This is a genomic window from Shewanella algicola, assembly GCF_014648035.1.
GTDB classification, from domain to species: Bacteria; Pseudomonadota; Gammaproteobacteria; order Enterobacterales; family Shewanellaceae; genus Shewanella; species Shewanella algicola.
Window position 1 is genome coordinate 1 of the sequence record NZ_BMQI01000024.1, and the last position, 24,560, is coordinate 24,560.

Here is a 24,560-nt window from a genome sequence, read left to right on the forward strand (position 1 = left end):
AAAGTTGCACGCTGGGTTCTTAGGAGGGCGGCACTTGGTAACAAGTGTCGTCTATCCGACAAAGAAATGTTTCAGTCCGAACAGGCTGACATAACAAGGAAAAGATTGAATCAGAGATGAGCTGAACTAAATAGAAAAGATGGGCCGAAGAACTAATTTAACTGATGTAAATTAAAGTACATTGGGTTGAAGGCTGGGTGAACCAGATAACCCCATTGAAACAGCAATAACGGTCGCCTTGACCCAACGCAACATTTTAGTTTTCAGACTATTATTCATAGGCTTATTCCTCTTAGTTGGTGTTTTCAGAACTGTTGTTTTATCCTTGCGGATGGTTGTTGTTTCAGGAAGATTTGAACTTCCAAGTATACATGCTTCTAACTCTATGCTTATTTGCGATGGTGTTTCTACGCTATAGGCCAAGCAGATGCCGTTACCGCCTTCATGCCAATGTACTCTAACTAATTGAAAATACCACAGAAGCCTCTGAAAGCGAATACAATTTAAATGTGTATTCGCTGTGTATTGAACGGTAGCTAGCTTAGTTCATTTCTGATGTTTAATAATAAGTTCAAGTAGCCCCAAAAATTTGCCAGAGCCTAACCCTTTCTTTGGGCTAAAGCATTTTGGGGCATAAAAGAGATACGTATCTTGCTTGCAACAGTCCAAATTCAACTCTGAACTTAAGGCCGTTGAAGAAAATGACGTGAGCCAGCCATGGATGGCGAGCTAGCTTTAGAGGGGAAGGGACGCCCCATCTGAAGCGTTAGCATTTTCGAATAAGGCCGAAGAATGCTCAGACGAAGTTAAAAGCTAGATAATTTTCCGTCGCAATTTTTTCGCTCATCAGAAAATGTTGCCGGAACGGCAGGGGTGATCCAAGAGGGGATTGCCGTTGATCCCCTTTTGGCCCGTGCAGGGTGGAACCTTGCGACCTTATTTCAAACGAAGTTTGAACACTTTGGTGTGGACGAAGCTCCACGACGTTAGTGGCCGCAGGCCATATTCACGTAACAACCGTTACCTTTGAAATAAAAAACTCTACTTTCTTACTTTATCCAACGCTTCACAAACCGCATTAACACCTAATATAGCTCTTGGGGTTGCGCGGTGCAGTAAGTCTGCATCGAATTGATAAATATGCTGGTTTTTTACTGCAGGGAGCTCTGGCCAATCGGCCCAGTTAATGCCTAATACGTTGCCCTCATCCTGGCTTTGTAAAATCACCTCGGCGCCAGTGAGTAGCACATTTTCGATACTGATTTGTGGGTACTGACTCGCAGCGTCATAAAATACATTTTCACCGTGGCACACTTCAATCAAGTTTTGGATCCAGCTGCCTTTCGCCACCGTCATCAATGGAGTAGACCATAATTGATAGAACACTTTTACCACTGGCTTAGTCTGATTTTGCTGTTTTATATCAGCTAATTGTTGAAGATAATCATCTGCAACTTGTTTGGCCTTAATTGAATGTCCTGTCAATTTACCAAGCAGTACAAGATCCGTGGCAATATCAGCTAATGTTTTAGGGTCGCTATTAACCACCTTAAAGCCTAAATCTTGCAGTTGCTTGATGTCTTCCATTTTATTGCCGCTTTGCCACACGACGACTAAATCTGGATTTAACTCAATGACTCGCTCAATTTGCACCCCGTAATACCCGCCTATGCTGGGGATATTTTTAGCTTGTTCTGGGTAATCGGCATAATCAGTGGTGGCGACAATGGCATCACCCGCCCCAATGGCATAAAGCATTTCAACACTTTGCGGTGACAAGGCAATAATTCGTTTAGCAGGCACTACAGGCTCTGCACCGTTTACAGAAAGGTCATTAGCCAACACTGTTGCAAAAGCCGTTGAGAGTACACTTGGTAAAATAATTAACGTAAACGCCATCGACAACGAAACAAATAAACGTAACAAAAGGATATCCTTAACAGCTTAAGTAACAGATCAAAAATGATAAAATGGTTTATTCGACCAGTTTATCTGGCCAACCATAGTGATCAATATATTTAACTAAATTTTTAGGTCGATAATTATTGTCATTCAACCAACGAGTTTTCACTGATTTATGTAACACAATCGGCACTAACTCTGGATCTAATTGACGCAGAAAACGTTTTTTAACCCGATAAAAACTGCGATAAGAATCGTGCATATCGGCCATGGGATTAGGTAATAAAGTATCAGACAAATGCAGTTCAACCGTTAGCTTAAACATTTTGGCTTGGTTTAACATCCACTGTAATGCAACGTCCGATAAGGTACTACCATCGCGATTAGGCGCACAGCTACCGCCAATATTACTGTGAGCCCCGGCAAACCACACTTGTTGAATATCAATGCCGCTGCGAGGTTGCCAAATAGTGGGTTCAAAATCGCTACGATGTTCATCCAATGCCAAAGCATGACGTGCCACTTTAACATTGTGACCAAGCTTGGTGTCGTAAAACTCATCTTTGTCTTCAAATAGCCCTAAAAATGACACCGGGATCCCCATGGCGCCCACGGTATCCCACACGCCCACAAAAGCGACTTCGCGCGATGGATGTGAATGCAGCTGTCTAAATTCAACCGAGCGTTCACCTTCTGGTGCAAACGGTTTCGATTTCATTTTATAGTGATCAAATGCTTGTTGAATCAATTTGGCATCGGGGCGAGTCACAATACCGCAATTATTAATTAAGCCGCACAAACAGCGCACTGTGTAAGCGCCACGGCTAAAGCCAAACAAATAAATCTCATCACCTGGGGAGTAGTTTTGCACGATATAGCGGTAGGTATCCATGATGTTTTTATGCAGTCCTCGCCCCGTTGCACCGCCGATTAATGCGTCATGGTATGAGCCGATGCCCCAATCATAAAACACCTGTTGCGGCACACCATCATTACCTAGTGGTTTAATCGCTCGGGCGAGTTTAAGCACATTGGTTGCGTGATCTTTTTCAAGATCCTTTTCAGGCCGATTCCATGTACCATCGGCACAAATTACAATTCGTTTTTTCATCACTTTCTTTGCTCCCTGCCTAAGTCATCCAGTCATAGTCGTCCTGTCATCACTATAGACTAAAAGCCAATTTGAACCCGACAAAAAATGGCCAATACTCGACAATTAACCCTCAGCATAAGGAACCGCGAAATGATCACTGCAGAGCAAAGTGTATTAATGATTGTTGACGTGCAAGGAAAGCTTGCCCAAGTGATGCAACAATCGGCCATGTTACATCAAAAACTAGCCATACTAATTCAAGGGGCGCAACTTTTTGATATTCCTATTATTTGGTTAGAGCAACTGCCAGATAAACTGGGCCACACGAGTGAAGAGTTAGCACACATACTGTCAAAAACGACTCAACCCATCGCAAAACAACATTTTAGCGGCTGGCATTGTGATGAGGTAAAGCAACAGCTCAACACATTAAACCGTCGTAACGTTATTTTGGCAGGGATTGAAACCCACGTGTGTGTATACCAAACCTGCCAAGACTTACAGGCCAACAACTTTCAAGTGCATGTGGTTAACGATGCGGTGTCATCAAGAGAGTTAGAAAACAAAACCCTAGGAGTACAAATGATGCTAAACGATGGCGCTAAACTCACTAACGTTGAGTCGCTATTGTTTGAGTTACAACATGTTGCCCAAGGCGAGCGCTTTAAGGCATTACTCAAGCTGATAAAGTAGCCATATGATGCCAGTATGAGTATGATGTTAAGCACAAATATAACAATAACATCATACTGCTATGCACTCATTTGATCGGCCCATTATTATTTTATCCGCGCCACGTTCTGGCAGTACCCTACTGTTTGAAGTGCTGTCAAAAAGCCAATCGCTGCATACTATTGGCGGTGAAAGCCATGCATTGATTGAAACCATTCCTAAACTCAATATTGCCTATCGTCAGTTTAGCTCTAATGCCTTAAGCGCTGACGATATTGATGATGAGTTAGCTCAGCAATTACAACAACGCTTTAGTGATGAGCTGCGAGGCAGTAAAGGGCAAAAGCCTAAAACATCATCGGTTAGACTGCTTGAGAAAACCCCTAAAAACAGCTTACGAGTTGATTTTTTTAATGCGCTATTTCCAGATGCGTTGTTTATATACCTAGTGCGCGAACCGAAAGAAAATATCAGCAGCATTATGCAAGCCTGGCGTTCTAATAAATTTGTGACCTACCCAAATCTTCCCGGTTGGGATAAACGTCACTGGTCACTGCTATTACCTCCAAACTGGCAAAAGTTAAACCAACAACCGTTGCACAATATTGCGGCGTTTCAATGGCAAGCAGCTAACGATGCCATTATGAGCCAATTGCAAAAGTTACCAGCCGAACGTTGGTGCATGTTATCGTATGACCAATTAGTCTCTCAACCTGAGCAAACAGTGAAAGCACTGTGTGAGTTCACTGGCATTGAGTTTGACCCAGATTTAGCCGCCCTATGCAGCCAACCTTTACCGCATTCGCGCTACACGATTACCACGCCTAAAGCCAACAAGTGGCTAAACAATTATCACGACATTGAAAAAGTGTGGCCCAATATTGCCAATACCCTTGGTCACATTAATCAGCATTTGAGCGCACACGGCCAACCTGTTTTTGAAGCACAATGGCAAGTGCATGACGTTGCACCGCCGCCACAGCCTAAGGCTGACTTTGCAGCAGTGCCACGTAATAGCCCATGCCCATGCGGCTCAGGTAAACGTTTTAAACAATGCCATGGCGCATTAAGTTAATTTATAGAGAGTCATATAATGAAGTTACCTCATGAATTTTATCAGCTCCCTTACCGCTTTGATGTGCCTAAACTCATTGAAGAAATTAGCCAATTTACCGAAGACGATTGGGTGACTCACCACGAGGGATTTCAAGGTAATTCGGCCATTCCATTAATATCGGTCAATGGTGAGTTTAATAACGATTTTAAAGGGCCAATGAAGCCAACTGCCGCGCTTGAAAAAAGCCCCTATATTAAGCAAATATTGGCCTCATTTGGTGAAGTATTGAGTCGTTCACGCTTAATGCGTTTAGCGCCAGGCGCACAAGTGCCGTTGCACTCAGACATTAATTATCATTGGTATAAACGGGTTCGAGTGCATATTCCTATCACCACCACCGAACAGGTTCAGTTTTATTGTCATGATAAGCAAGTGCATATGGGAGCAGGAGAATGTTGGATTTTCGACTCGTGGAAATACCATAAAGTTGAAAATAACAGCGATCAATATCGCGTTCATTTAGTGATTGACCTGGCAGGTTCAAGTGCATTTTGGCGAACAATATTCAACCACTCACGGGCAATTGTTGCCCCGCAAACGCCGCCATTAGCTTGTAGCAGTATCGATTATCAGCCAGAGGCCCAGCCTGAAATCATCACCGAGCAATATAATGCGTCTATTATTATGCCGGTCGCTGAAGTGGAATACTTAACCAACGAGCTGCTTGCGGAAGTAAAGCATAATCCACAAAATCCAGCGGCCGAAATTGATGCGTTTAACCTATTAATTGCCGAGTTTGTTGCCGATTGGCGCATGCTATGGCTGCAGTTTGAATGCCAGCAACAAGGTTGGCCGCAGTATCATGCCCTGCGTGAGCACACCATGAAAAAAGCCATGCAACAAGTGCCGTCACTGCAATTAACCCACTCTGGCTCTGCGGTTAAAGCATTTGAGCAATTAGTGATTGTGGCGTGTATTAATATCGAACTAAGCCAAACTCGTCAAAGTCCGCCTCATCAAACCACTCAAGCTAAGCCTAGACCTACGCCTCAATCTCAACCTCAACCGAGCGTAATGGAACCTTCGGCGACGGCTACACCTCAACAAGAGATTGCAGCACCGCCAACACGCAATAGCCCTTGCCCTTGCGGCAGCGGTAAGCGCTATAAAGCCTGCCACGGTAAAATGAGTTAAGGTAAGCGCTATAAAGCCTGCCACGGTAAAATGAGTTAAGGTAAGCGCTATAAAGCCTGCCACGGTAAAATGAGTTAATACCACCCTTAAAAAATCATTAAATAACAAAGGCGCCATATCGGCGCCTTTGTTATTAACATTCCATCGTTTAAGTATTGGCGAATAAAGTCACATCGTTGTTAACCAAAAAACTGCTGCGCTGCTTTTTGAGCTATCGCGTCTAACTTGGCAATTTCAACTGGCAGATAGTCGCGGTACTTATCACCTTGGCCAATGGCTTTTGGGTTCATTGGTTGTCTCACCTGACTGGCACTGGGCGTTAATACCGCACGCTTTGACTCATAAAACGTAAAACACTGCGCCTGGGTCTCTAAGCCGCAATAATCTAACATTCGCTGAATTTGCGCCTGTGGCTGATTAACCAACTGCTCAAAACACACATGCAGGATTTCATTAGGGTATAGCATGTCCCAATGCGCCATGATATCTAAATAGTGGCCCCAATATGTGCTGATGCCATCGAGTGAGTATGAATAGTCATGGCCATGACTAAAATATTGTTTAAACACACTTAAGCCATTATCGACCGTATTGCGCACCACATTGATGATTTTGGCTTGAGGAAACAGGCTTTTAATCAAGCCAATATGCAAAAAGTTATTTGGGTTTTTATCAATCACATACACAGGTGCATCGTCAAAATAGTGATTCACTTCAGCCAAATATTTTACCTTAAAGGCATTAATCTCAGTGGCGGTTAAGTTATTTAGCCGTGCTTGATAGCCGCCCGACATTTCCAGTTGCAACGCAAAACGCTCCATAAATGGCAGTTCATCCGTTGCGCCAACCTGGGTATGACACGCTAAAATTTGCTCCACCAATGTGGTGCCAGAACGCGGCATGCCCACGATAAAAATTGGGGTTTGGCTATGCACGGCCTGTTGATCAATCTGTGCTGACGGCAGGTGTTTTAACAATGAAAACACCAAATTTGAAAATAGAGCCTGCTTAAAAGGTCGTTGAGAAGACATTAACTCATTGGCTTTTAACATCGCCTGACACGCTTTATCAACTTGCTCGTGTTGCTCATAAGCCTTACATAACGCAAATTGTATCAAGCTATGATTGCTAACACTTAACTGAGTATCACCTGCGCAGCGTTCAAGCTCGCTAATATCATCAGCGCTAAATTGATAACGCTTTAAATCGGCCAAACTCCAATAACCCACACCATATTGATTACCGCTTAAGCTGATGTACTTTTTATAAAAGTCGGCAGCAACATCAGTGTTGCTTTTGGCTTTATGAATGTGGCCTAAATTAAGCATTACGGCAGGTTCTGGCATATTATTGCTCACACACCAGTCAAAACATTGCTCTGCCAGCGCCATGTTTCCCACTTTAGTGGCAACCATCGCCAGCTTATAACGATACTGCAGCGAAGTCGGCTCAAGCTCACATAGCTGCTGTAACAATTGCAAAGCCGCAAAATGGTCTTCTTTTACTTCACTAATACGCACTAAACCTGCCAGTACATTTACTGAGGTTGGCACCAGTGCTTGCGCCGCTTTAAGATGTGATTCAGCCTCTTGCAGTTGTTGCTGCTGCAAATAAATTAACCCCAACATGGTTAATGCTGAAGCATTGTTAGGGTCACGTTTAACCACTTTGCGAGCATACATTCTGGCCGACGAGTAATTTTTAGATTGGTAAAGAGACTCTGCCTGAGATAAATATTGTTCAATAACGCTCACATCATGATCCTTTAATTATTATTTTATCAACTTGAATTGATTATCCTGATTTAAATGAGGTTATCACAACTCACACTGGCGACTGAACCCAATATTAACCTTAATACTGAACGAAATAGCCCATGCTTGCGTATTGCATTACATAGGCATAGAGCATTGAATGTTCCAGTGGTATTGTAAATATCAAAAGCTCATCCATTACCCCAAGCTCAGGTTAAATACATGTTTTTAATATTCACCACCCAAAGCATAGTGAGTTGCCATGAAAAATAATGAAGTAAAAGTCCCCAGTGGCCGTCTGTCCCGTTTATCTAAAATGGGTGGGCTCGCATCACGCTTGGCGGGTAACGTATTATTTGAAGGGGCAAAGCAACTTAGTAAAGGCCAGTCGCCTAAGCTACAACAATTGGTGATGACGCCATCCAACATTGGTCATGTGGCCGAAAAGTTATCGCAACTGCGCGGCGCGGCCATGAAAGTCGGCCAAATGTTGTCAATGGATGCCGGTGATCTCGTCGCGCCAGAATTAGCAGAGGTATTAGCCAAACTGCGCTCGGACGCTAAAGTCATGCCACACAAGCAATTAACCACCTTACTGGTACAACAATGGGGCCGAGATTGGTTAGCGCCATTCGCCCAATTTGAATTGCGCCCTTTTGCCGCTGCATCTATTGGCCAGGTGCATTTAGCTTACCTAGATACCGGTGAAAAGTTAGCGGTAAAAATTCAATATCCCGGCGTACGAGACAGCATCGACAGCGACATTGATAACGTTGCCACTTTATTAAAAGTTTCAAGGCTGATCCCGGCAAACGTCAAGCTTGATACCTTACTCGCCGAAGCCAAAGCGCAATTACATAATGAGGCCGACTATCACTTTGAAGCTGAGCAAATCGCACTTTATCAGCAGCAACTTGGTGATAATCCGCATTTTATTGTGCCTAAAGTGTACTCAGCGCTGAGCAATAACAGCATCTTAGCCATGCAATTTGTTGAAGGCGCCCCTATCGAATCCGTCGCCCAGGCCTCACAAGAGGTACGCAACCTCGTTGCCAGCCGCTTAATGGAATTGTGTTTTAAGGAGTTATTTGAATTTAAGTTACTGCAATCGGACCCTAACTTTGCCAATTTTCAGTATCAGGCCGACACACAAAAAATTGTCTTACTCGACTTTGGTGCTACGCGCAGTATTAGCGATAAATTAGCACAAGGTTATCAGAAGCTGATGGCTGGCGCACTCAAGCACGACAAAGAGCAAATGGCTGTTGCAGCTCAACAAATTGGCTTTTTTCAAGATGCAATAGACCCCGCGCATAAACAATTAATCATTGATATTTTCTATCAGGCTTGCGAACCAATATATTTTGATGGCGAGTACGATTTTGGCCAAAGTACCTTAGCCAAACGCATTACCGAGGCAGGCAAAGTCATGAGTACTCAACAAAATGAATGGCATACCCCGCCAACCGATGCTATTTTTATTCATCGTAAATTAGCAGGTACGTATTTACTGGCGGCTAAACTCAAGGCTAAAGTGAACGTTGGCGAGCTATTTTCTAAATATCGAAGTTAAATCGCCACTCTTATAAAACCCGGTAATGATGCCTGTTAAATTGCACATTTACTTAACCAAGGCATCATTATGACATTGAATCATTTTTGGCGGTTTTGCTCTCTTGTTAGCATAGCGATGCTCATGCTCAGTGCACCAACGTTTGCCCATGAAACCGAACAACCAGTCGCTCAGAACAAAACTGATGCAGCCCAAAAGCCACAGCCGCAACCCGATGAACTCACCCTATCGCCCCTTGTGCCAGATGTGTATTTGCACCAGTCATATAAACAGGTCAGCGGCTTTGGATTAGTTGAATCGAATGGCTTAGTGGTGGTGCAAGACAAGCAAGCGTTTATTATTGATACCCCCTGGACAGATAACGATACCGCTAAGCTAGTTGATTGGATTATCCAGCAAGGTTTAACCGTTACAGCCAGTATATCGACTCATTCACATCAAGACCGCGCAGGTGGTATTGGCTACCTTAACAGCCAAGGTATCGCCACTTGGGTGTCTGATAAAACCCAACGACTATTAACCGCTAACAAACTCAGCAGCGCAAGCCACACATTTAGTACTAAGCAACACACGCTTGAGCAGCAATTCATCGAAGTGTATGACCTAGGCGCAGGCCACACAGTCGATAACCTTGTGGTTTGGCTGCCTAAGCAACAGATTTTATTTGGCGGCTGTTTAATTAAGTCATTGAATTCACGTACTCTAGGTTATACCGGCGAAGCAGATCTACAACAATGGCCGCTGACGGTGGCAAAGGTACAAGCTCAATTTAGCGAGGCAAAAATAGTCGTCCCTGGGCATGGTAAAACCGGTGGTACCTCACTGCTAAGCCACACCATAAATTTACTGACCCAGTAGCCTCAAGGTTATACCATTCCACATTAATAAGTGACCACTCAGAATGCGTCCAGCGGTTTTTGATTAAGGCGTCGCTATGTAGTAATGGTTGTTCCCTTTCAAATAGCGAGAACGTAAAGCAAAAGCGGCTGGGGCATTCCTTTCAGGCGAGTTTTAAAAGGGCTTACACTGCGTTGCATGACTTCGAAAGAGAATAACTATTCATTCAGTCATTCGCCTTGTTTAAGCCCTTTTAAATTCTCGCTGAGAGATCACTTACTAACGCGGAATGGTATTAGTATTGATTTGCTACAAAACCACAATAACAATAGTTTGTTAATTATAGTTCAATTGAACTTACACAAGGAGAGTCACCATGTTTAGTCACGTTATGCTCGGCGTTAATGATATTGAAGCGTCAAAAAAGTTTTATGATGCCACGTTAGGCGCATTAGGCATTGCACCAGGAAAAATTGATCCTAAAGGTCGTTGTGTTTACATGACCCCTACGGGCATATTGTTATTAACTAAGCCGATTAATGGCGAGCCGGCATGTCACGGTAATGGCTCAACTATTGGTTTTGCTGCTGAAACACCTGCATTAGCCGATGCATGGCATGCAGCTGGCGTTGCTAATGGCGGAACCGCCTGTGAAGACGCGCCAGGCATACGTTCAGGCGCAGGGATGGACTTATACCTAGCCTACCTGCGCGACCCAGATGGCAACAAGCTGTGTGCTCTGCACCGAGTGTAAATAACCGCAGCTAACTCAGCTCAGGTTAATAAATTATGATGGCCTGCCTAGTTCACAAGTAGGCCATCAATTTAGTCACGGTTACTGATGCATCACGACGCACTACAGGGTAAAATAGCCGCCCTTTTGTGCTGTGAGTGTATGTAATGACTGTTAGCGATCCGTGTTTTATCCCTTTTACTGATGCGATAGCGTTCAATAACACAGTTGCAGAACAAGGATTGCCTGAGTCTTTTACCTTCCCGTTTTATTATCAACCTCACCCATTAACCGTACTGGCAGCACAACAGTTGCAGCAGGAGCTACTTGAAGCTAATCCTTGGCAGCATAACTTCGGCCTAGACAGCAACAACGATCGCGGCATGGTAATTGGTAAAATGTTTGGGGTGTTAGTGGTGAAAGACATCCACGGACAACTTGGATTTTTAGCAGCGTTTTCAGGCAAATTAGCCGATCAAAATATCTTGCCGCCCTTTGTGCCACCGGTATTTGACATGCTGACCCAAGACAGCTTTTTTAACGCTGAAAACAAACAAATTAACCAGATTAACCAGTTACTCCACCAACATGAAAGCGACCCTTTACTGGCGAGCTTAACCGCGCAGTTAACTCTGCAACAACAGCAAGCTGAACGCGAGCTTGAGCAGCAACGCAACGCAATAGTTGAAAGCCGCAAACAGCGTAAGCTCGCCCGAGAGCATGCAGATAACGCATTAGCCCTGGCCGATATCAGTAGTGATGAGCACAAAACTTTATCAATTGAGCTTAGCCGCCAAAGCGTGCAGCAAAAACATCAGCTCAATGCATTAAAGCAGCAATGGCAGACACAAATAGACGCAACACAATCACAACTAGGCAAGTTACAACAACAGATAAAACAGCTTAAACTTAAACGAAAACAACTGTCTAACAGCTTGCAAAAAAAGCTGTTTGCGCAATATCAGTTTTTAAATATTAAAGGCCAGGCACGCGACTTAAACGCTATTTTTAACGATGCTCCTAATCACTTACCGCCCGCTGGTGCGGGCGAGTGTGCTGCACCTAAATTACTGCAATATGCATTTATTCATCAATTTACTCCGATTGCGATGGCTGAATTTTGGTGGGGGTCATCGCCCAAATCAGAAATAAAACAGCACAAAAACTACTACCCAGCTTGTCATGGAAAGTGCCGTCCAATTCTCACCCACATGCTTAAAGGCATGCAGGTTGACGCTGATCCATTACTGATTAATCCCGGTAAAGACACTCAAATAGATATTATTTATCAAGATGATGTGATGGTCATAATCAATAAGCCAGCGGAGTTATTATCGGTACCCGGTAAAAATATTACCGACAGCGTGTTTAGTCGTATGAAGCAGTTATTTCCTGATGCAACAGGGCCGCTTATTGTCCATCGTTTAGACATGTCGACCTCAGGGCTGATGGTGATTGCATTAACCAAAAAGGCCAACAAAGCCTTACAGCAGCAATTTATACAGCGCAGTGTAACTAAACGTTATATTGCATTAATTGAAGGTGTGCCGAGCCAGGATGAGGGCGATATTAGTTTGCCATTGCGGGTAGATTTAGACGACCGCCCTAAACAGCTGGTGTGTTATGAGCACGGCAAGCACGCAGAAACTTTTTGGCAAGTGTATCAGCGCGTTAATAAACGCACCTTAGTGTACCTGTACCCTAAAACGGGGCGGACTCACCAATTACGCGTGCATTGCGCTCATCATGATGGTCTGCACATGCCAATTGTCGGTGACGATTTATATGGCGTTGCAGCAAACCGCTTGCACTTACATGCTCAATATTTGGCATTAACTCATCCAGGATCTGGTGAAGCAATGGTATTTGAAGTTAAAGCGGATTTTGAATAACGGACGATAAAAACAATAAAACCGATATTGAATTAACAATATCGGTTTTGGTTAATGCATTAGCGTTGCGAATAAAGCCGCTAATTAGAAGTTATTGGGTTTCTCTTCTAAATGCATTTGCTCTACAAGGCCTTGGCCTGTACGTTGCTGATAAGTCGACTCAGCCTGCTGCATTCTGGTTTTGCCACTGGTGACCAGCGCTTGCCCTTGTTCAGTTTCACTTTGACCTTCAGCGACATTGGTATTACCGTCTTCGATAAGATCTTTAGCGTCGACATACATTTCGTCTGCGTCTTCCCATGCATCGGCAATATCATCTAAGCGTTCAACCAAGTCAGCTGCACGTTTACCATTTTGAGCACCTGTCAACGAGCTCGCCATTGCTTGAAACGCTTCACGTTGCTTTTGTGCATTGGTTCTCGCGAGGGTCATTAGCTTTTCACCTTCACGAATTTGTGCATTACCTTTACTTATCGCTTTGCGACCATCGGCTAACAATGTTTCACCTTTTTTAACGTCTTTTTGACCTTGTTCCCATTGCTGAGACACATCAAGATGTTTTTCGCTCTCGGCTTTTACTTTTGAGGCAAAGGTATTTTGAGGCGTGGCACATCCAGTGATTCCCACAACACCAACAACGATCAAACTACGCAGTACTTTGTTCAATTAACGTCTCAATAATTCAGGTTAGGATCGGCGCAATTAAACCGCTTGATCACAAAAATAGCAAGAGCCTAACCACATTAAATCGTGTTAATGAAACCCAGTGCCCTCAGGGTTTAGCGCTAATTACTAATAAACATCACTCATCCAAAATACGCAATAAATCATTGTGATTTTTTAACCTTATTTGCAAAGATAACACATCACTCAATTGACGCTAAAAAGTAGCCAATGTAATGCTACAGCTCGAACAACACATCGGTTCTAATGATGTATTTAACCCCATGATAAATCGGCTCAGAACTGTGAATACAATGCAGTGGATGCATGCCATGAGGAAAACACAATACGCTCCCGGCAGGCGTTCTTACATCGACTTGTTTGACATTATCACCACGTTTTGCCGGCAAATGTGGATTGTCGGCATTGACTAAAAAGCGCGTCGCGCCGCCTTCAAAGTCTTCTGTGAGTAAGATTAAAAAGGTCAACTGACTATAACGATCGCCAAAAGCATCACGCACTAGCTGGCCATCAATCACCTGGCTTCCTGGCCATGAACCGTCAGAATGCGGTTTAAAATAATCCCCTTCACTGTAACGATAAAATCGAAAACGATTGTTTAACCCCAGCGCGGCTTTGCCCGCAAAATTACCTAAATCATCACCCATAAGGTGCTTCACTTTATTCCAAATGGCTTGCTCGGTGGCGTTATCAACCACCCAGGTCAAACTGTCGTTATGGCGAACATCTCGCGGTAACGACACGGCAGCATCGGGCAAAAAGCCCATCGACTCGCTTGCCGCAATTAAGCGTTGGCACTCATTGGCAGACAATACATTCAATAACTGAAACGCCCCTGGTACTTCGTCTAACATTTTTTTAGTTACAGGTGTTACTGCAACATCATTCAGTGACGCGGCATTAGCCTGATGATTTGCCCAGGTGGGCAATGCTGGATGCTCGGCACCCGGCTCGTGAGCGATAACATAAAACGCTGAATTTTCATTTGTGCTGTTCATTAATAACTGACCTTAATACTTAATAAGATTTTTTGTGGAACCCTGCAATAAGCTAATGACTAATGACTAATAACTCATCACTCTTACCTGGGCAAACTGCCGATGGCCCGCCGCCGTACCATGAAAGCCAAAACCACTTTGCTTAGCGCCAACCCATGGTGCATTACCAGCCCCACCGCCCTGGTTAACGCCCACCATGCCGGCTTCAAGTTGTTCAGCCACCGCGTTAGCACCTTGTCCGCCAAATACCGCCGCACTTAAGCCATAAATACTGTCATTAGCTCGAGTAATAGCATCGTTAATGTCATTAAACCGGCTGATGGCCACCACTGGGCCAAAGGTTTCTTCACGCTCAAGCAACATATCAGGGGTTAAACCACTGACCACAGTTGGATGAATAAAGGGTAACGGGTACTCATCACTGCCTAATAAAAATTGCGCGCCTTTGGCTTTAGCATCTTGCAATTGTTGTAATACTTTTTGGTGCTGAGTTGGATTCACCATTGGGCCAATATTCACCTGAGTCTGGTCCCATTTACCCACTTGATATCGGCTAGCTAGTTGCACCACCTTTTGCTCAAACTCATCGGCAATTCGCTCATCTACGTAAACACGCTCGGTTGAGGTACACATTTGCCCGGCATTCTCAAACGAACTTGCCACCGCAAAACGCACTGCAGCATCAATATTGGCACTGGCCATAACAATCATTGGGTCATTACCACCCAGTTCCATCACTAAGCGTTTTAGCCTTGGAGCTGCATTGGCCATAATATGCTTACCTGCGGCCATCGACCCGGTAAAGGCCACCATATTAATGTCGGCGATCACAAGTGCCTGGCCGAGGGCTTTATCACCTTGGGCCACTTGCAATACATGAGCAGGCAACACTTTATTTAAGGTATCAACAAACAGCTGTGCCACTAACGGCGTTTGTTCAGATGGTTTTAAGATCACACTATTGCCGGCAATTAATGCAGGAAGCAGCAAGTTATTTGCCATTGCTAACGGATAATTCCAAGGTGAAATAATCGCGACAATGCCTAAAGGTCGATATTGCAATTGAGTGTTGTTGCCAAGATCTTCAGCTGTCAAGGCGTCGCCTATTTCACCAGCAAAATAAGGCGCGTTTTGAATCGTGCCGCCTACTTCATAAGTGGCGCGGCGATAGTCTTTACCCATTTCCTGGCCAATTAACATAGCCAATTCATCTTGCACCTCGGCTAACGCTTGATAAGCCTTAACCACATACTGTTGGCGCTCGCTTAACGCTAAGCTCGTCCATGCTTTTTGTGATGCTTTGGCTTGCGCTATAATCTGTGGAAGCTCGGATATTGCTAAAGCATCAACACTGCCCACCGCAGTCGCTTGAATAGTGTCGCTCCCAGCCACTTTATGGTAGCTACCTGCATCATAAGAAGTTAATACTGCCATGGAGAAAGGTCCCTTAATGGTACTAGTTTAATTACCGTCTATTCTGATACAGTGCGATACAAAAGCAACCAGTATACTTTTAGTAACCTAGTTAAAATCAAGTTGGAATAATGAAAACAACAATTGAAACAATGAATAACGGTCAAAAAAAAGTTATCAACCCATGTGCTGAACCTTGCTCAGTTGAACGCGGAATGCGAGTGTTAGGCGGAAAATGGAAAGCGTCTATTCTGTGGCACTTACAAGATGAGCCAGTACGCTTTAATGATTTATCGCGCATGTTAGGCGGTGCCAGTAAAAAAATGGTCGACCAACGCCTCAAAGAACTTGAAGCACAGGGCCTGGTCACACGCCATGTGATTAACGACAGACCTATTGCTGTCGCTTATGCTATTACCGACCTAGGCCGCACCGCTTTAGATATTTTAGAACGCTTAAAAGACTGGGCGGATGAGTATGTTGTGTGATGGCGATTTCAGCCACACCATCTAAAATGATCAGATAGTCAGTACTCATTACGATTAGCTAGTGGTGTGTTAATTCATTCAGATACCTAGCTGATTGTTTGTAGTAAGGTATTTATGATCAGATATATCGTCGCCTTTATCATTATCGCCAATATATTTATTTCGCAATCGGTTTACGCGAGAGACAAGGTTGTTTTTTTCACAGAGCACTATCCACCGTTTCAATCACAAAATCACCACGGTGAATTTGTTGGCTTTGCTATCGATATACTCCACGCTGCGCAGCCCCATCTTGATTTTGATATCGATATTCAATTAATGCCCTGGAGCCGGGCTTACTATAATGCCCAGCAAACCCCAAACACATTCATTTTCTCCATTGCTAACACCGACAAGCGCTTAGCACACTTTAGGTGGGTTGGTGAGTTTTATACTGTACAAGACATGATTTACCGTAAAAGTAATCGTCCAGATATTGTGCTCGAAAAAATCAACGATATTGATCGTTATACTTTGGCATTATTACGAAGCGATGCAGCATTAAATCGCCTAAAACTCGATGGTACACACCCCAATATTTATTTCGTAAGAAGCCAAACCGCAGCACTAAAAATGCTGCAGTTTGATCGCGTTGATTTAATTTATAACAATGAGATTGGTTTTGCCGAAGACATCAAAAAAATGGGTTATACACTGAACGACTTTACCGCAGTATTACCTGTTGTGAACATGCCCATTGGTATTTCAACCCACAAAGACACCGACGAAAAGCTGGCCGAAGATATGCGCCAGGCGCTTCACACGCTTAAACAAAATGGCGAATTAGCAAAAATCACCGAGCGTTGGTTCGCCCCTCGAGTTATTCCCCTCGTTACTGAATAACCCAATAGACTCATTTGGGAATAAACCGTGTAACCCCTTCTCGTCGTCCCGGAAATGCTTTAAGCCGAAATCCAGGCGTTTGTTTTGCTTTGTACTTTCATGGCCTGCGCCCACTAACGTCGTGGCGCTTCGCCCACACCAGAGCAAAGGGGTAAAGCGCATTCTTGTTTAGCAATCAACCTTTGCAAACCCTCAGCGTTCCGGCAACATTTTCGCTTTTTAACCAAACAACAGCTGCGAAAAAATTGCGACGGAAAATTAGCGAGATTTTGACCGCGTATTTATCCCTCTTCGGCCACCTCTTTATGGTAAAGAATGAAAATGCTAACGCTTCAGATGGGACTCTGATGTGAATGGATTCAAAAGTTTGTTAGTGGCAAACGGTCTAAAAATGAGCGGTGAAATTAGGAAATGTACGGTAATAAATTAAAGTTTCACTGACTGTAGTGGCTATACTCAAATGAAATCACTTCTATGACACGCGGTAAACCCATCCCTGGGCGCTCTACGAAAACATCCATGTTTTCGAAGGTCATAGCCGCGATTACATCCATCGTTCAGTTATCTTCGATTCAACCTAGTGAGTAATCTAAAGATCTAACGCATTTTTGGACAAAAACGTTTTAGCGCTTAACCATAGATAGTTTATTGTATTTTTTTTGATTAAACAAAGAGGGATATAGTTAGGCTGCTTTTGGTCGGCTTTTAACAAATTTATATAGCCATTATTATCGTCAATGAGTGAAGCATACGACTCATGAATTAATATATGATTATGCTTGGTTGGATGGACCTTTATTGACATTGAGACCGACTTAAAGGGGCTTGGATTTGTAGGTGCTCCCCTTACTCTCGGTCCACGTTTAGAAAAGTTAAAATTTAATATATCATCTTCAGATGGCGATGCCGTTCCATCACTTGTAGATCCCAGCCCCAAATTTAATACCCTTGGTGCGATAGCAGTATAACCTTCACTCTGAAGACTAATTTCAAGAAAAACATCGTTATTATTTATATTAGAATTTAGGGTACAGTCAACTCCTGCTGTCGCTAAATACTCCCCTTCATAATTATGATTACACCCCAATAATGACAAACCTAAGACTGTAACTGAGATTACCTTTTTCATTGAAAACACCTCAACCTGAAAATCGTATAGCATTTGTACAGTGCGCATGCGCACTTATTGGGATTAACACGCATATGAATTTGCCACGTAAAAGAAGACTAAATACGAATTATTATTCAATATACTTACAATAACTTACTTCAAATACCCCAAATATACCAGCCGACTACATGTGCATGGGAATTCTGCTTGAAAGCTTAAACATCATTGGCTTTATTTTTGGGTACTATTACTCAATATTTGATTTTGCATAATTAGGAGGGAAACAAACTTTGGGGAAATGAGTCACCCCCCTAAACCGTTTATGGACAAAAGTGGATTAGAAGTTACCTTTTTATTAAAGTTTACCCTCCCCCGACTAAATTCGACTAAATTTAACGCTTTTTTGGACAAAGACATGTTTAAAGATGGCCTAGTGAATGACCGTAAATTGCACAGAATGACTAAATCTCTACTAGGTTCTGCCTCTGATAATGTTAAAATCTCCGCAACAGAATTACCGAGAAACTCAATGTTTATCCATCATGTTAACGGCATCGACTGGCTAGTGATCACAGCTTTTGAAGAACTGAAAACGATGTTTATCGAAGAAGCCGGTACGATACCCGCTTGCTTCTCTACTGCCAGCGAATTGAGCTTGATTGATCAAGCCAAGCGCACTTATGGGTATTTGCCTACACACAGCGGCGTAATCACCGATACAGGTACGTTACAGAGACAGGGTATCGAAGAAGATTTGAACCCACAGCTTGCCTGCTTAGTTGAGGGGCGTGGTCGGGTGTTTATCTATTACGGTGGCTTTGTGGCTTTTGTTGATGGCGAGCAAACCTTTATTACTCGAATGGACTGAAAATTATCCAATAAGTTGAAATCGGCGAATTGCCCCTAGCTAAAAATGGGGCAAATGAGTTAGATGCCTAATCAATATGTCGAATTTTCAGCAAATGAAACCATCGATAATTTCGTTGCTTTGTTCAGCAATAAAAGGCGCTACCCTTACTTCAACTTGATAGCTCCCAACAAACTTAAATCATAAAAAAGCCTCTGCCCAACAAATGAGAAGAGGCTTGACTGCCTATTCGATGGTCTACATCACATCAAACAACATTAATAAATCAATAATCAAATCCAAGTTGCGCTTTAATGCCGTCATTAAACGCGTGCTTTATCGGTTGAATCTCGCTCACTGTATCGGCTAACTCAATAATGTCGCGATGACAAGCGCGCCCGGTAATAATCACATGTTGCATTGGTGGACGGTTTTTAAGTGCAGTTAATACTCGCTCAAGCTCGATGTAGTGATAACTCACCATATAGGTTAACTCATCAAGCAGCACCAAATTCACCGACTCATCTTTTAACAATTTTTCGGCTTCAACCCAGGCTTCCATTGCCGCTTGGGTGTCTGTTTCTTTATCTTGAGTTTCCCAGGTAAAACCGGTTCCCATGACATGAAACTCAACGCCTGCGCCTTCTAATAAATTACGCTCACCACAAGCCCAAGTGCCTTTAATAAACTGCACTACAGCCGCTTTATGACCATGACCCACAGCGCGAGCAACCGAGCCAAAACCCGAGGTTGATTTACCTTTACCGTTACCGGTGAGCACCAACAAAATCCCCTTTTCATCTTGCGCGGCAGCAATTTGAGCGTCTACGCCTTGCTTTACTTTTTGCTGGCGCGCTTTGTGACGCTCTGCTTTAGTGACATCAATCGCGTTGGTTTGTTCAGTTTGTTGGTTATCCGTTGTCATAGCTGTATTCCTGTCAATGTGCTCATATCCAAATGCGCTTATATTACGCCAACAATACGAGCGATTGGCTGCAAATGGATCTGATTAATCGGTATTTGTTGTACATCGAATCAATGTACGATGAAGTCTTATTGCTTTAATGCTATTGCTTTAACGCCAATGGCAGCCCAGCAACCACCAGCGTCACTTGATCTGCTATTGATGCGATAGCTTGATTTAACCAACCCGCCTCATCGACAAATTGACGATTGAGCTCGCCCATTGGCACTATTCCAGAGCCGACTTCGTTACTCACTAACACCACATCACTGTGTAATTGGGTTAGGCATTCAAGCAATGCCGCCTTTTGTTTAGGCCAACGAACAGGGTTTGGATCGAGTAAATGATTAGTTAATAGCAGCGTTAAACAGTCAATTAAAATGACTTGTTGTGGCTTATCAATTGCCACTAAGGTTTGGGCAACATCAAAAGCTTGTTCGTGCAATGTCCAGTCATGGACGCTGGACACTCTGTCTTGCTGGTGCTTGGCAATACGTTGAGTCATTTCATGATCTAGCGCCGTTGCGGTTGCAACATAAACGCACGAATAACCGATGGCGGCGTATTCGGCAACACGCTGCTCTGCAAATCGGCTTTTACCACTGCGCGCGCCGCCTAACACTAAGTGGATCATTAGCTTAATCCAACGGCTAATATCACCAGGTAACAGCAGACTTCGCTAATTTGTTGCGCGGCGCCCAAGGTGTCGCCGGTGTATCCGCCAATTTGTTTGCGGAAAAAGCCACCCAACAAAATTCGCACCAGCCACAACGAAATAAACAGTGCAAATGCCGCAACACCATTTAGCCACAACAACACAAAAATGCCGCTGGCGATTAAAATAAACAAGTCGTTTAATTGCTGGTATTCAGCAATCGGTTTTGATTTGCTCGTGTCATCATCGCGAACATATTGCTCACTAAAAATGAAACTCGATGCCAACACTCGGCTCAAGGTGTGACCCGCAATAAGTGCGCTCACCGCCGCCATGGGGCTGTATAGAGCAAGTTCAACCAGTAATTGCCATTTAAGCAATAACACGAGTCCGAGCGCTAAAGCACCATAACTGCCTAAGCAAGAATCTTTCATAATTCGTAACTTATCAGCTATTGTCCAACCACCGCCAAAGCCGTCAGCGGTGTCCGCTAAGCCGTCTTCATGAAATCCACCCGTGACGAATACACTCGCAACCATCGACAATAATATGGCAATGCTAGTAGGCAAAATTAATTGTGCTAACCAAAACACCAACGCACAAATTAAGCCGATAACTAAGCCGACTAAACCAAAATAACGACTGGCTTTGTTGAGTTTATCGTTATCAATGACTACCCACGACGGTATTGGGAGCCGAGTAAAAAAACTCATCGCCACAAAAAATAAATTTAACTGCCGCAACCATTTTATATCGCCAGACATCTTGTTCCTTTAAACCACATTATTAACGCCAGCATCATCGAAACTGGCCATTTGATTGTAAAAATTTACTGCCCCTTGAATGAGGGGTAAGGCCAATGCTGCGCCAGTTCCCTCTCCTAACCTTAATCCTAACGACAACAAAGGTGTAGCCTGCAACGTTTGCAGCATTAATTGATGCCCTTGCTCGTGCGACTGGTGAGCAAACACTAAATAATCATTTGATTGTGGCGCTAATTTTAGCGCAACTAATGCTGCTGCAGTAGCGATAAAACCATCTATTACGACTAATATTTTTTGTTCTGCCGCCGCCAAAATAGCGCCGGTCATTTGTACAATTTCAAAACCGCCCAAGTGGGCTAATATCGACTCAATTGACGTCAGCTCATTACGATGTAAATCAATTGCTTGATTAATTAATGTGACTTTTTTGTTTAAGGTTGCATCGTCAATGCCCGTTCCGCGCCCTACACATAGTTCAACATCAAGATTAAGCACTGCCGCCATTACCGCCGCTGCAGCACTGGTATTGCCTATGCCCATTTCACCTAAGGCAATCATGCTACAACCATTATCGACATGCCTTTTGACCAACTGCTTTGCAAACTCAAAACCCTGACGGACTTGAGCTAACAACATAGCCGGTTGCAAATGCATGGCTTGAGTTCCCGCACCTAAGCGCTGATTAACCACACCACAGTCACTGGCTAATGGTTGTAAAATACCGCAATCGATGACTTCTAATGTAAAACCCACCTGACGACAAAACACATTAATTGCCGCGCCACCATGAATAAAATTATGCACCATTTGGGTGGTTACTTCGCTTGGGGCTATCGACACCCCATGCGCTGCAATACCATGGTCAGCAGCAAATACCAGCATGGTAGGCTTATTGATATACAGCGGTAACTCAGTCACGGTCGATTCAGTGCGTTCAGATTGAGCATTAACCCATTCACTTTCGCGGCTATATTGCACTCTGGCTATTTGTAACGCTAGAGATTCAAGCTGGCCTAATGCCCCTAGCGGTTTGGTTTTTTGGTTAATTTTGTGCTCAATGGCCTCATCATATTGGCGGTTTGTTGCGGTAACAGTAAATAACGACTGGGCAATAGATTGCTGATTCAATTCTCAATCCTTTTATCGACGGTGACGTAAAATAAACAAAAAGAACACACTGCCAAGTGCAGCAGTAATAATACCGACTGGTAATTCTTGATTGCCCAATAAGCAGCGCGCAATCACATCAATCCATACCATAAATAAACCGCCCAATACCGCAGTTAATATCATCGGCTGACGCCCAGAAAACAATAGCCTTACAGTATGCGGGATCATCAAACCCACAAAGCCGATACCGCCACAACTGGCCACCAGCATTGCGGTAATCAGTGAACACAGCAGTAGCATGCTTAATCGCAATTTTGCCACATTGACCCCGAGAGTATGCGCGCTCTCATCACCGGCTTGCAGCGCCATTATTTGCCGTTTAAAGGCCAACATAATCAATAGGCTCGCGCCAACCGTTACCGTAGGAAGCCACAGCTGCGACCAACTGGCTTTAGCAAAACTGCCTAAGCTCCAAAACAACACAGATGCAGTCGCTTGCGGACTTGAAAAATACAGTAATAAACTGGTTAAGGCGCCAAACAGAAATGAGGTTGCCACCCCAGATAACAACATACGCTCAACCTGACTCGTGCGGCCAATACCCGACAAAGCAACCACAAACATTACCGATAAACTGGCACCAATAAAGGCCCCAACAGGTAAACTGAGCATCGACCAGGACCACCAAGGCTGGTGACCGAGTGACGATACCACCAGCGCGCCATCAAACAGCTGAGCAAAAATCCCCGTTTGGCTAAATAGCGAAATCACCACAACTGCACCAAACGATGCCCCAGAGCTAATGCCAAATAAATACGGGTCGGCAAGCGGATTTCGGGTCACGGTTTGCAATACACTCCCCGCAATAGACAACCCTGCTCCCGCCACAAACGCCAGCAAAATACGCGGTAAACGCAGCTCTAATATAATCCGCTGGCTTAAACTTGCGCTCTGGCCTGCATCACTATTACCACTCAATAGCGATGTCATAACGCCTAATACGTCAGACAGCATAATATTGGCGGCACCAAAGCTGGCTGCAAAAAAAGGGGTCACTATGGTTGCTAGCACAATCAAAGCTAACACACTGTAATAGCGGGTATGCGCAGCATTAATCATTGTATTGACTCACTCTATTATTGGTCTGGTAACCATAAAAATAACTGATTAACGGCTTACCATGCTGAGGATGTTGGTTAACCTCGCAGCACACGCCAAATACATCACTAATCTGCCGTTCGGTCAGCACTGCGGTTGGATTGCCTTTAGCGATAAGCTTGCCCTGATCAAGTAACAGTAATTTATCACACATGGCACTGGCTAAATTTAAGTCGTGGATTGAGGCGATGACGCTTATTCCAAGCGAAGCCACCAATTCTAAAATTTGAATTTGGTATCGAATATCCAAGTGGTTGGTTGGCTCGTCTAAAATAAGGATTTGCGGTTGCTGCACAATTGCACGGGCAATAAGCGCACGTTGTTTTTCGCCACCAGACAAATGCTCGTAGGGTTGCTGGGCATGTTGAGTAAGGCCCACTTTAGTTAATGCGCTATCAACTAACTGGCGGTCATGTTGAGTTGTCGCGTCAAATAAGCCTTTATGTGGTGTTAACCCCATGGTGACTAATTGCTCTGTGGTGAGGTCAAAATAATGCGGTGTATCTTGTTGTACCACGGCAACGGTGCGCGCTAATGCCTTAGGCGAGTATTCGCTAATGTGTTTAGAAAAAAGCGTAATTTTGCCGCTGCTAGGTTCAATATAACGATACAAACAGCGCAATAGGCTCGACTTACCGGCACCATTAGGGCCAATAAGCCCTAACATTTGCCCTTTAGGTAAGCTGAAATGAATATCTGCAAGAATGGTTTTACCGTCAACTTGCCAAAAAAGGTGTTCGACATCTAATACCGACTCAGACATGGCTTGTACCTCGCCA

24 protein-coding genes are annotated in these 24,560 nt (G+C 43.9%); 10 read left to right on the forward strand and 14 right to left on the reverse strand.

Features of this window, described 5'->3' with window-relative positions; genetic code table 11:
* Positions 1-171: 171 nt before the first annotated feature.
* The 3 genes from IEY42_RS11610 to IEY42_RS11620 form a co-directional block, all read right to left on the reverse strand.
* On the reverse strand, positions 172-423 hold the full coding sequence (locus IEY42_RS11610; RefSeq protein ID WP_188925383.1) for a hypothetical protein: 252 nt from the start codon (positions 421-423) through the stop codon (positions 172-174).
* Positions 424-1,041: 618 nt separating this feature from the next.
* Positions 1,042-1,926 (reverse strand): cobalamin-binding protein, encoded by an 885-nt coding sequence (locus IEY42_RS11615; RefSeq protein WP_268244270.1) that lies wholly within the window; start codon positions 1,924-1,926, stop codon positions 1,042-1,044.
* A 49-nt stretch (positions 1,927-1,975) separates the two neighbouring features.
* Positions 1,976-3,013, reverse strand: coding sequence for a T6SS phospholipase effector Tle1-like catalytic domain-containing protein (locus IEY42_RS11620; protein WP_188925384.1), 1,038 nt, complete (start codon positions 3,011-3,013; stop codon positions 1,976-1,978).
* Between the two features lie 132 nt (positions 3,014-3,145).
* Here IEY42_RS11620 and IEY42_RS11625 point away from each other — a divergent pair, with 132 nt between their 5' ends.
* The 3 genes from IEY42_RS11625 (at position 3,146) to IEY42_RS11635 (ending at position 5,918) form a co-directional block, all read left to right on the forward strand.
* A complete protein-coding gene (locus IEY42_RS11625) occupies positions 3,146-3,688 on the forward strand; it encodes an isochorismatase family protein (protein WP_188925385.1) in 543 nt (180 codons plus the stop codon).
* Between the two features lie 61 nt (positions 3,689-3,749).
* On the forward strand, positions 3,750-4,742 hold the full coding sequence (locus IEY42_RS11630) for a sulfotransferase family protein (RefSeq protein ID WP_188925386.1): 993 nt from the start codon (positions 3,750-3,752) through the stop codon (positions 4,740-4,742).
* 18 nt (positions 4,743-4,760) lie between these two features.
* On the forward strand, positions 4,761-5,918 hold the full coding sequence (locus IEY42_RS11635) for an aspartyl/asparaginyl beta-hydroxylase domain-containing protein (protein ID WP_188925387.1): 1,158 nt from the start codon (positions 4,761-4,763) through the stop codon (positions 5,916-5,918).
* A 179-nt stretch (positions 5,919-6,097) separates the two neighbouring features.
* Here IEY42_RS11635 and IEY42_RS11640 read toward each other — a convergent pair whose 3' ends face one another.
* Positions 6,098-7,672 (reverse strand): tetratricopeptide repeat-containing sulfotransferase family protein, encoded by a 1,575-nt coding sequence (locus IEY42_RS11640; protein WP_188925388.1) that lies wholly within the window; start codon positions 7,670-7,672, stop codon positions 6,098-6,100.
* 262 nt (positions 7,673-7,934) lie between these two features.
* Between IEY42_RS11640 and IEY42_RS11645 the strand changes: the two genes are divergently transcribed.
* From IEY42_RS11645 to IEY42_RS11660, 4 genes are all read left to right on the forward strand, one after another.
* On the forward strand, positions 7,935-9,245 hold the full coding sequence (locus IEY42_RS11645) for an ABC1 kinase family protein (protein ID WP_188925389.1): 1,311 nt from the start codon (positions 7,935-7,937) through the stop codon (positions 9,243-9,245).
* Positions 9,246-9,314: 69 nt separating this feature from the next.
* A complete protein-coding gene (gene blaDIM, locus IEY42_RS11650; protein ID WP_188925390.1) occupies positions 9,315-10,103 on the forward strand; it encodes a DIM/SIM/IMP family subclass B1 metallo-beta-lactamase in 789 nt (262 codons plus the stop codon).
* A gap of 355 nt (positions 10,104-10,458) precedes the next feature.
* On the forward strand, positions 10,459-10,836 hold the full coding sequence (locus tag IEY42_RS11655) for a VOC family protein (protein ID WP_188925391.1): 378 nt from the start codon (positions 10,459-10,461) through the stop codon (positions 10,834-10,836).
* Between the two features lie 146 nt (positions 10,837-10,982).
* Complete coding sequence (locus tag IEY42_RS11660; protein WP_188925392.1) at positions 10,983-12,707, forward strand: RluA family pseudouridine synthase; 1,725 nt, start codon at positions 10,983-10,985, stop codon at positions 12,705-12,707.
* 84 nt (positions 12,708-12,791) lie between these two features.
* Here IEY42_RS11660 and IEY42_RS11665 read toward each other — a convergent pair whose 3' ends face one another.
* From IEY42_RS11665 to IEY42_RS11675, 3 genes are all read right to left on the reverse strand, one after another.
* Entirely contained in the window at positions 12,792-13,373 is a 582-nt protein-coding gene (locus IEY42_RS11665; protein WP_188925393.1) for a hypothetical protein, read from the reverse strand.
* A gap of 236 nt (positions 13,374-13,609) precedes the next feature.
* Positions 13,610-14,389, reverse strand: a complete 780-nt coding sequence (locus tag IEY42_RS11670; RefSeq protein ID WP_188925394.1) for a 2OG-Fe(II) oxygenase family protein — start codon at positions 14,387-14,389, stop codon at positions 13,610-13,612.
* 66 nt (positions 14,390-14,455) lie between these two features.
* Complete coding sequence (locus tag IEY42_RS11675) at positions 14,456-15,823, reverse strand: aldehyde dehydrogenase family protein (RefSeq protein WP_188925395.1); 1,368 nt, start codon at positions 15,821-15,823, stop codon at positions 14,456-14,458.
* 110 nt (positions 15,824-15,933) lie between these two features.
* Between IEY42_RS11675 and IEY42_RS11680 the strand changes: the two genes are divergently transcribed.
* Both IEY42_RS11680 and IEY42_RS11685 read left to right on the forward strand, forming a co-directional pair.
* Positions 15,934-16,290, forward strand: coding sequence for a winged helix-turn-helix transcriptional regulator (locus IEY42_RS11680; protein ID WP_160053181.1), 357 nt, complete (start codon positions 15,934-15,936; stop codon positions 16,288-16,290).
* 114 nt (positions 16,291-16,404) lie between these two features.
* A complete protein-coding gene (locus tag IEY42_RS11685; RefSeq protein ID WP_188925396.1) occupies positions 16,405-17,172 on the forward strand; it encodes a substrate-binding periplasmic protein in 768 nt (255 codons plus the stop codon).
* 589 nt (positions 17,173-17,761) lie between these two features.
* Here the strand turns inward: IEY42_RS11685 and IEY42_RS11690 are convergent.
* Entirely contained in the window at positions 17,762-18,301 is a 540-nt protein-coding gene (locus tag IEY42_RS11690) for a hypothetical protein (RefSeq protein ID WP_188925397.1), read from the reverse strand.
* 511 nt (positions 18,302-18,812) lie between these two features.
* On the opposite strand from IEY42_RS11690, the gene IEY42_RS11695 reads away from it, so the two are divergent.
* Positions 18,813-19,151: a cytosolic protein gene (locus IEY42_RS11695; protein ID WP_188925444.1), complete on the forward strand. Its 339-nt coding sequence runs from the start codon at positions 18,813-18,815 to the stop codon at positions 19,149-19,151.
* Between the two features lie 265 nt (positions 19,152-19,416).
* On the opposite strand, the gene cobO is transcribed toward IEY42_RS11695, so the two are convergent.
* The 6 genes from cobO to IEY42_RS11725 form a co-directional block, all read right to left on the reverse strand.
* Positions 19,417-20,055, reverse strand: coding sequence for a cob(I)yrinic acid a,c-diamide adenosyltransferase (gene cobO / locus IEY42_RS11700; protein WP_188925398.1), 639 nt, complete (start codon positions 20,053-20,055; stop codon positions 19,417-19,419).
* Positions 20,056-20,197: 142 nt separating this feature from the next.
* A complete protein-coding gene (cobU, locus tag IEY42_RS11705) occupies positions 20,198-20,728 on the reverse strand; it encodes a bifunctional adenosylcobinamide kinase/adenosylcobinamide-phosphate guanylyltransferase (RefSeq protein ID WP_188925399.1) in 531 nt (176 codons plus the stop codon).
* On the reverse strand, positions 20,728-21,513 hold the full coding sequence (locus IEY42_RS11710) for an adenosylcobinamide-GDP ribazoletransferase (protein WP_188925400.1): 786 nt from the start codon (positions 21,511-21,513) through the stop codon (positions 20,728-20,730). The genes cobU and IEY42_RS11710 overlap by 1 nt, the downstream gene beginning before the upstream one ends.
* Positions 21,514-21,522: 9 nt before the next feature.
* Positions 21,523-22,641, reverse strand: coding sequence for a nicotinate-nucleotide--dimethylbenzimidazole phosphoribosyltransferase (gene cobT, locus IEY42_RS11715; RefSeq protein ID WP_188925401.1), 1,119 nt, complete (start codon positions 22,639-22,641; stop codon positions 21,523-21,525).
* A 12-nt stretch (positions 22,642-22,653) separates the two neighbouring features.
* Complete coding sequence (locus tag IEY42_RS11720) at positions 22,654-23,742, reverse strand: FecCD family ABC transporter permease (protein ID WP_188925402.1); 1,089 nt, start codon at positions 23,740-23,742, stop codon at positions 22,654-22,656.
* Positions 23,735-24,544 carry an ABC transporter ATP-binding protein gene (locus tag IEY42_RS11725; RefSeq protein ID WP_188925403.1) on the reverse strand — a complete coding sequence of 270 codons (810 nt, stop codon included), beginning with the start codon at positions 24,542-24,544 and terminating at the stop codon, positions 23,735-23,737. Before IEY42_RS11725 ends, IEY42_RS11720 begins: the two co-directional genes overlap by 8 nt.
* Positions 24,545-24,560: the final 16 nt, after the last annotated feature.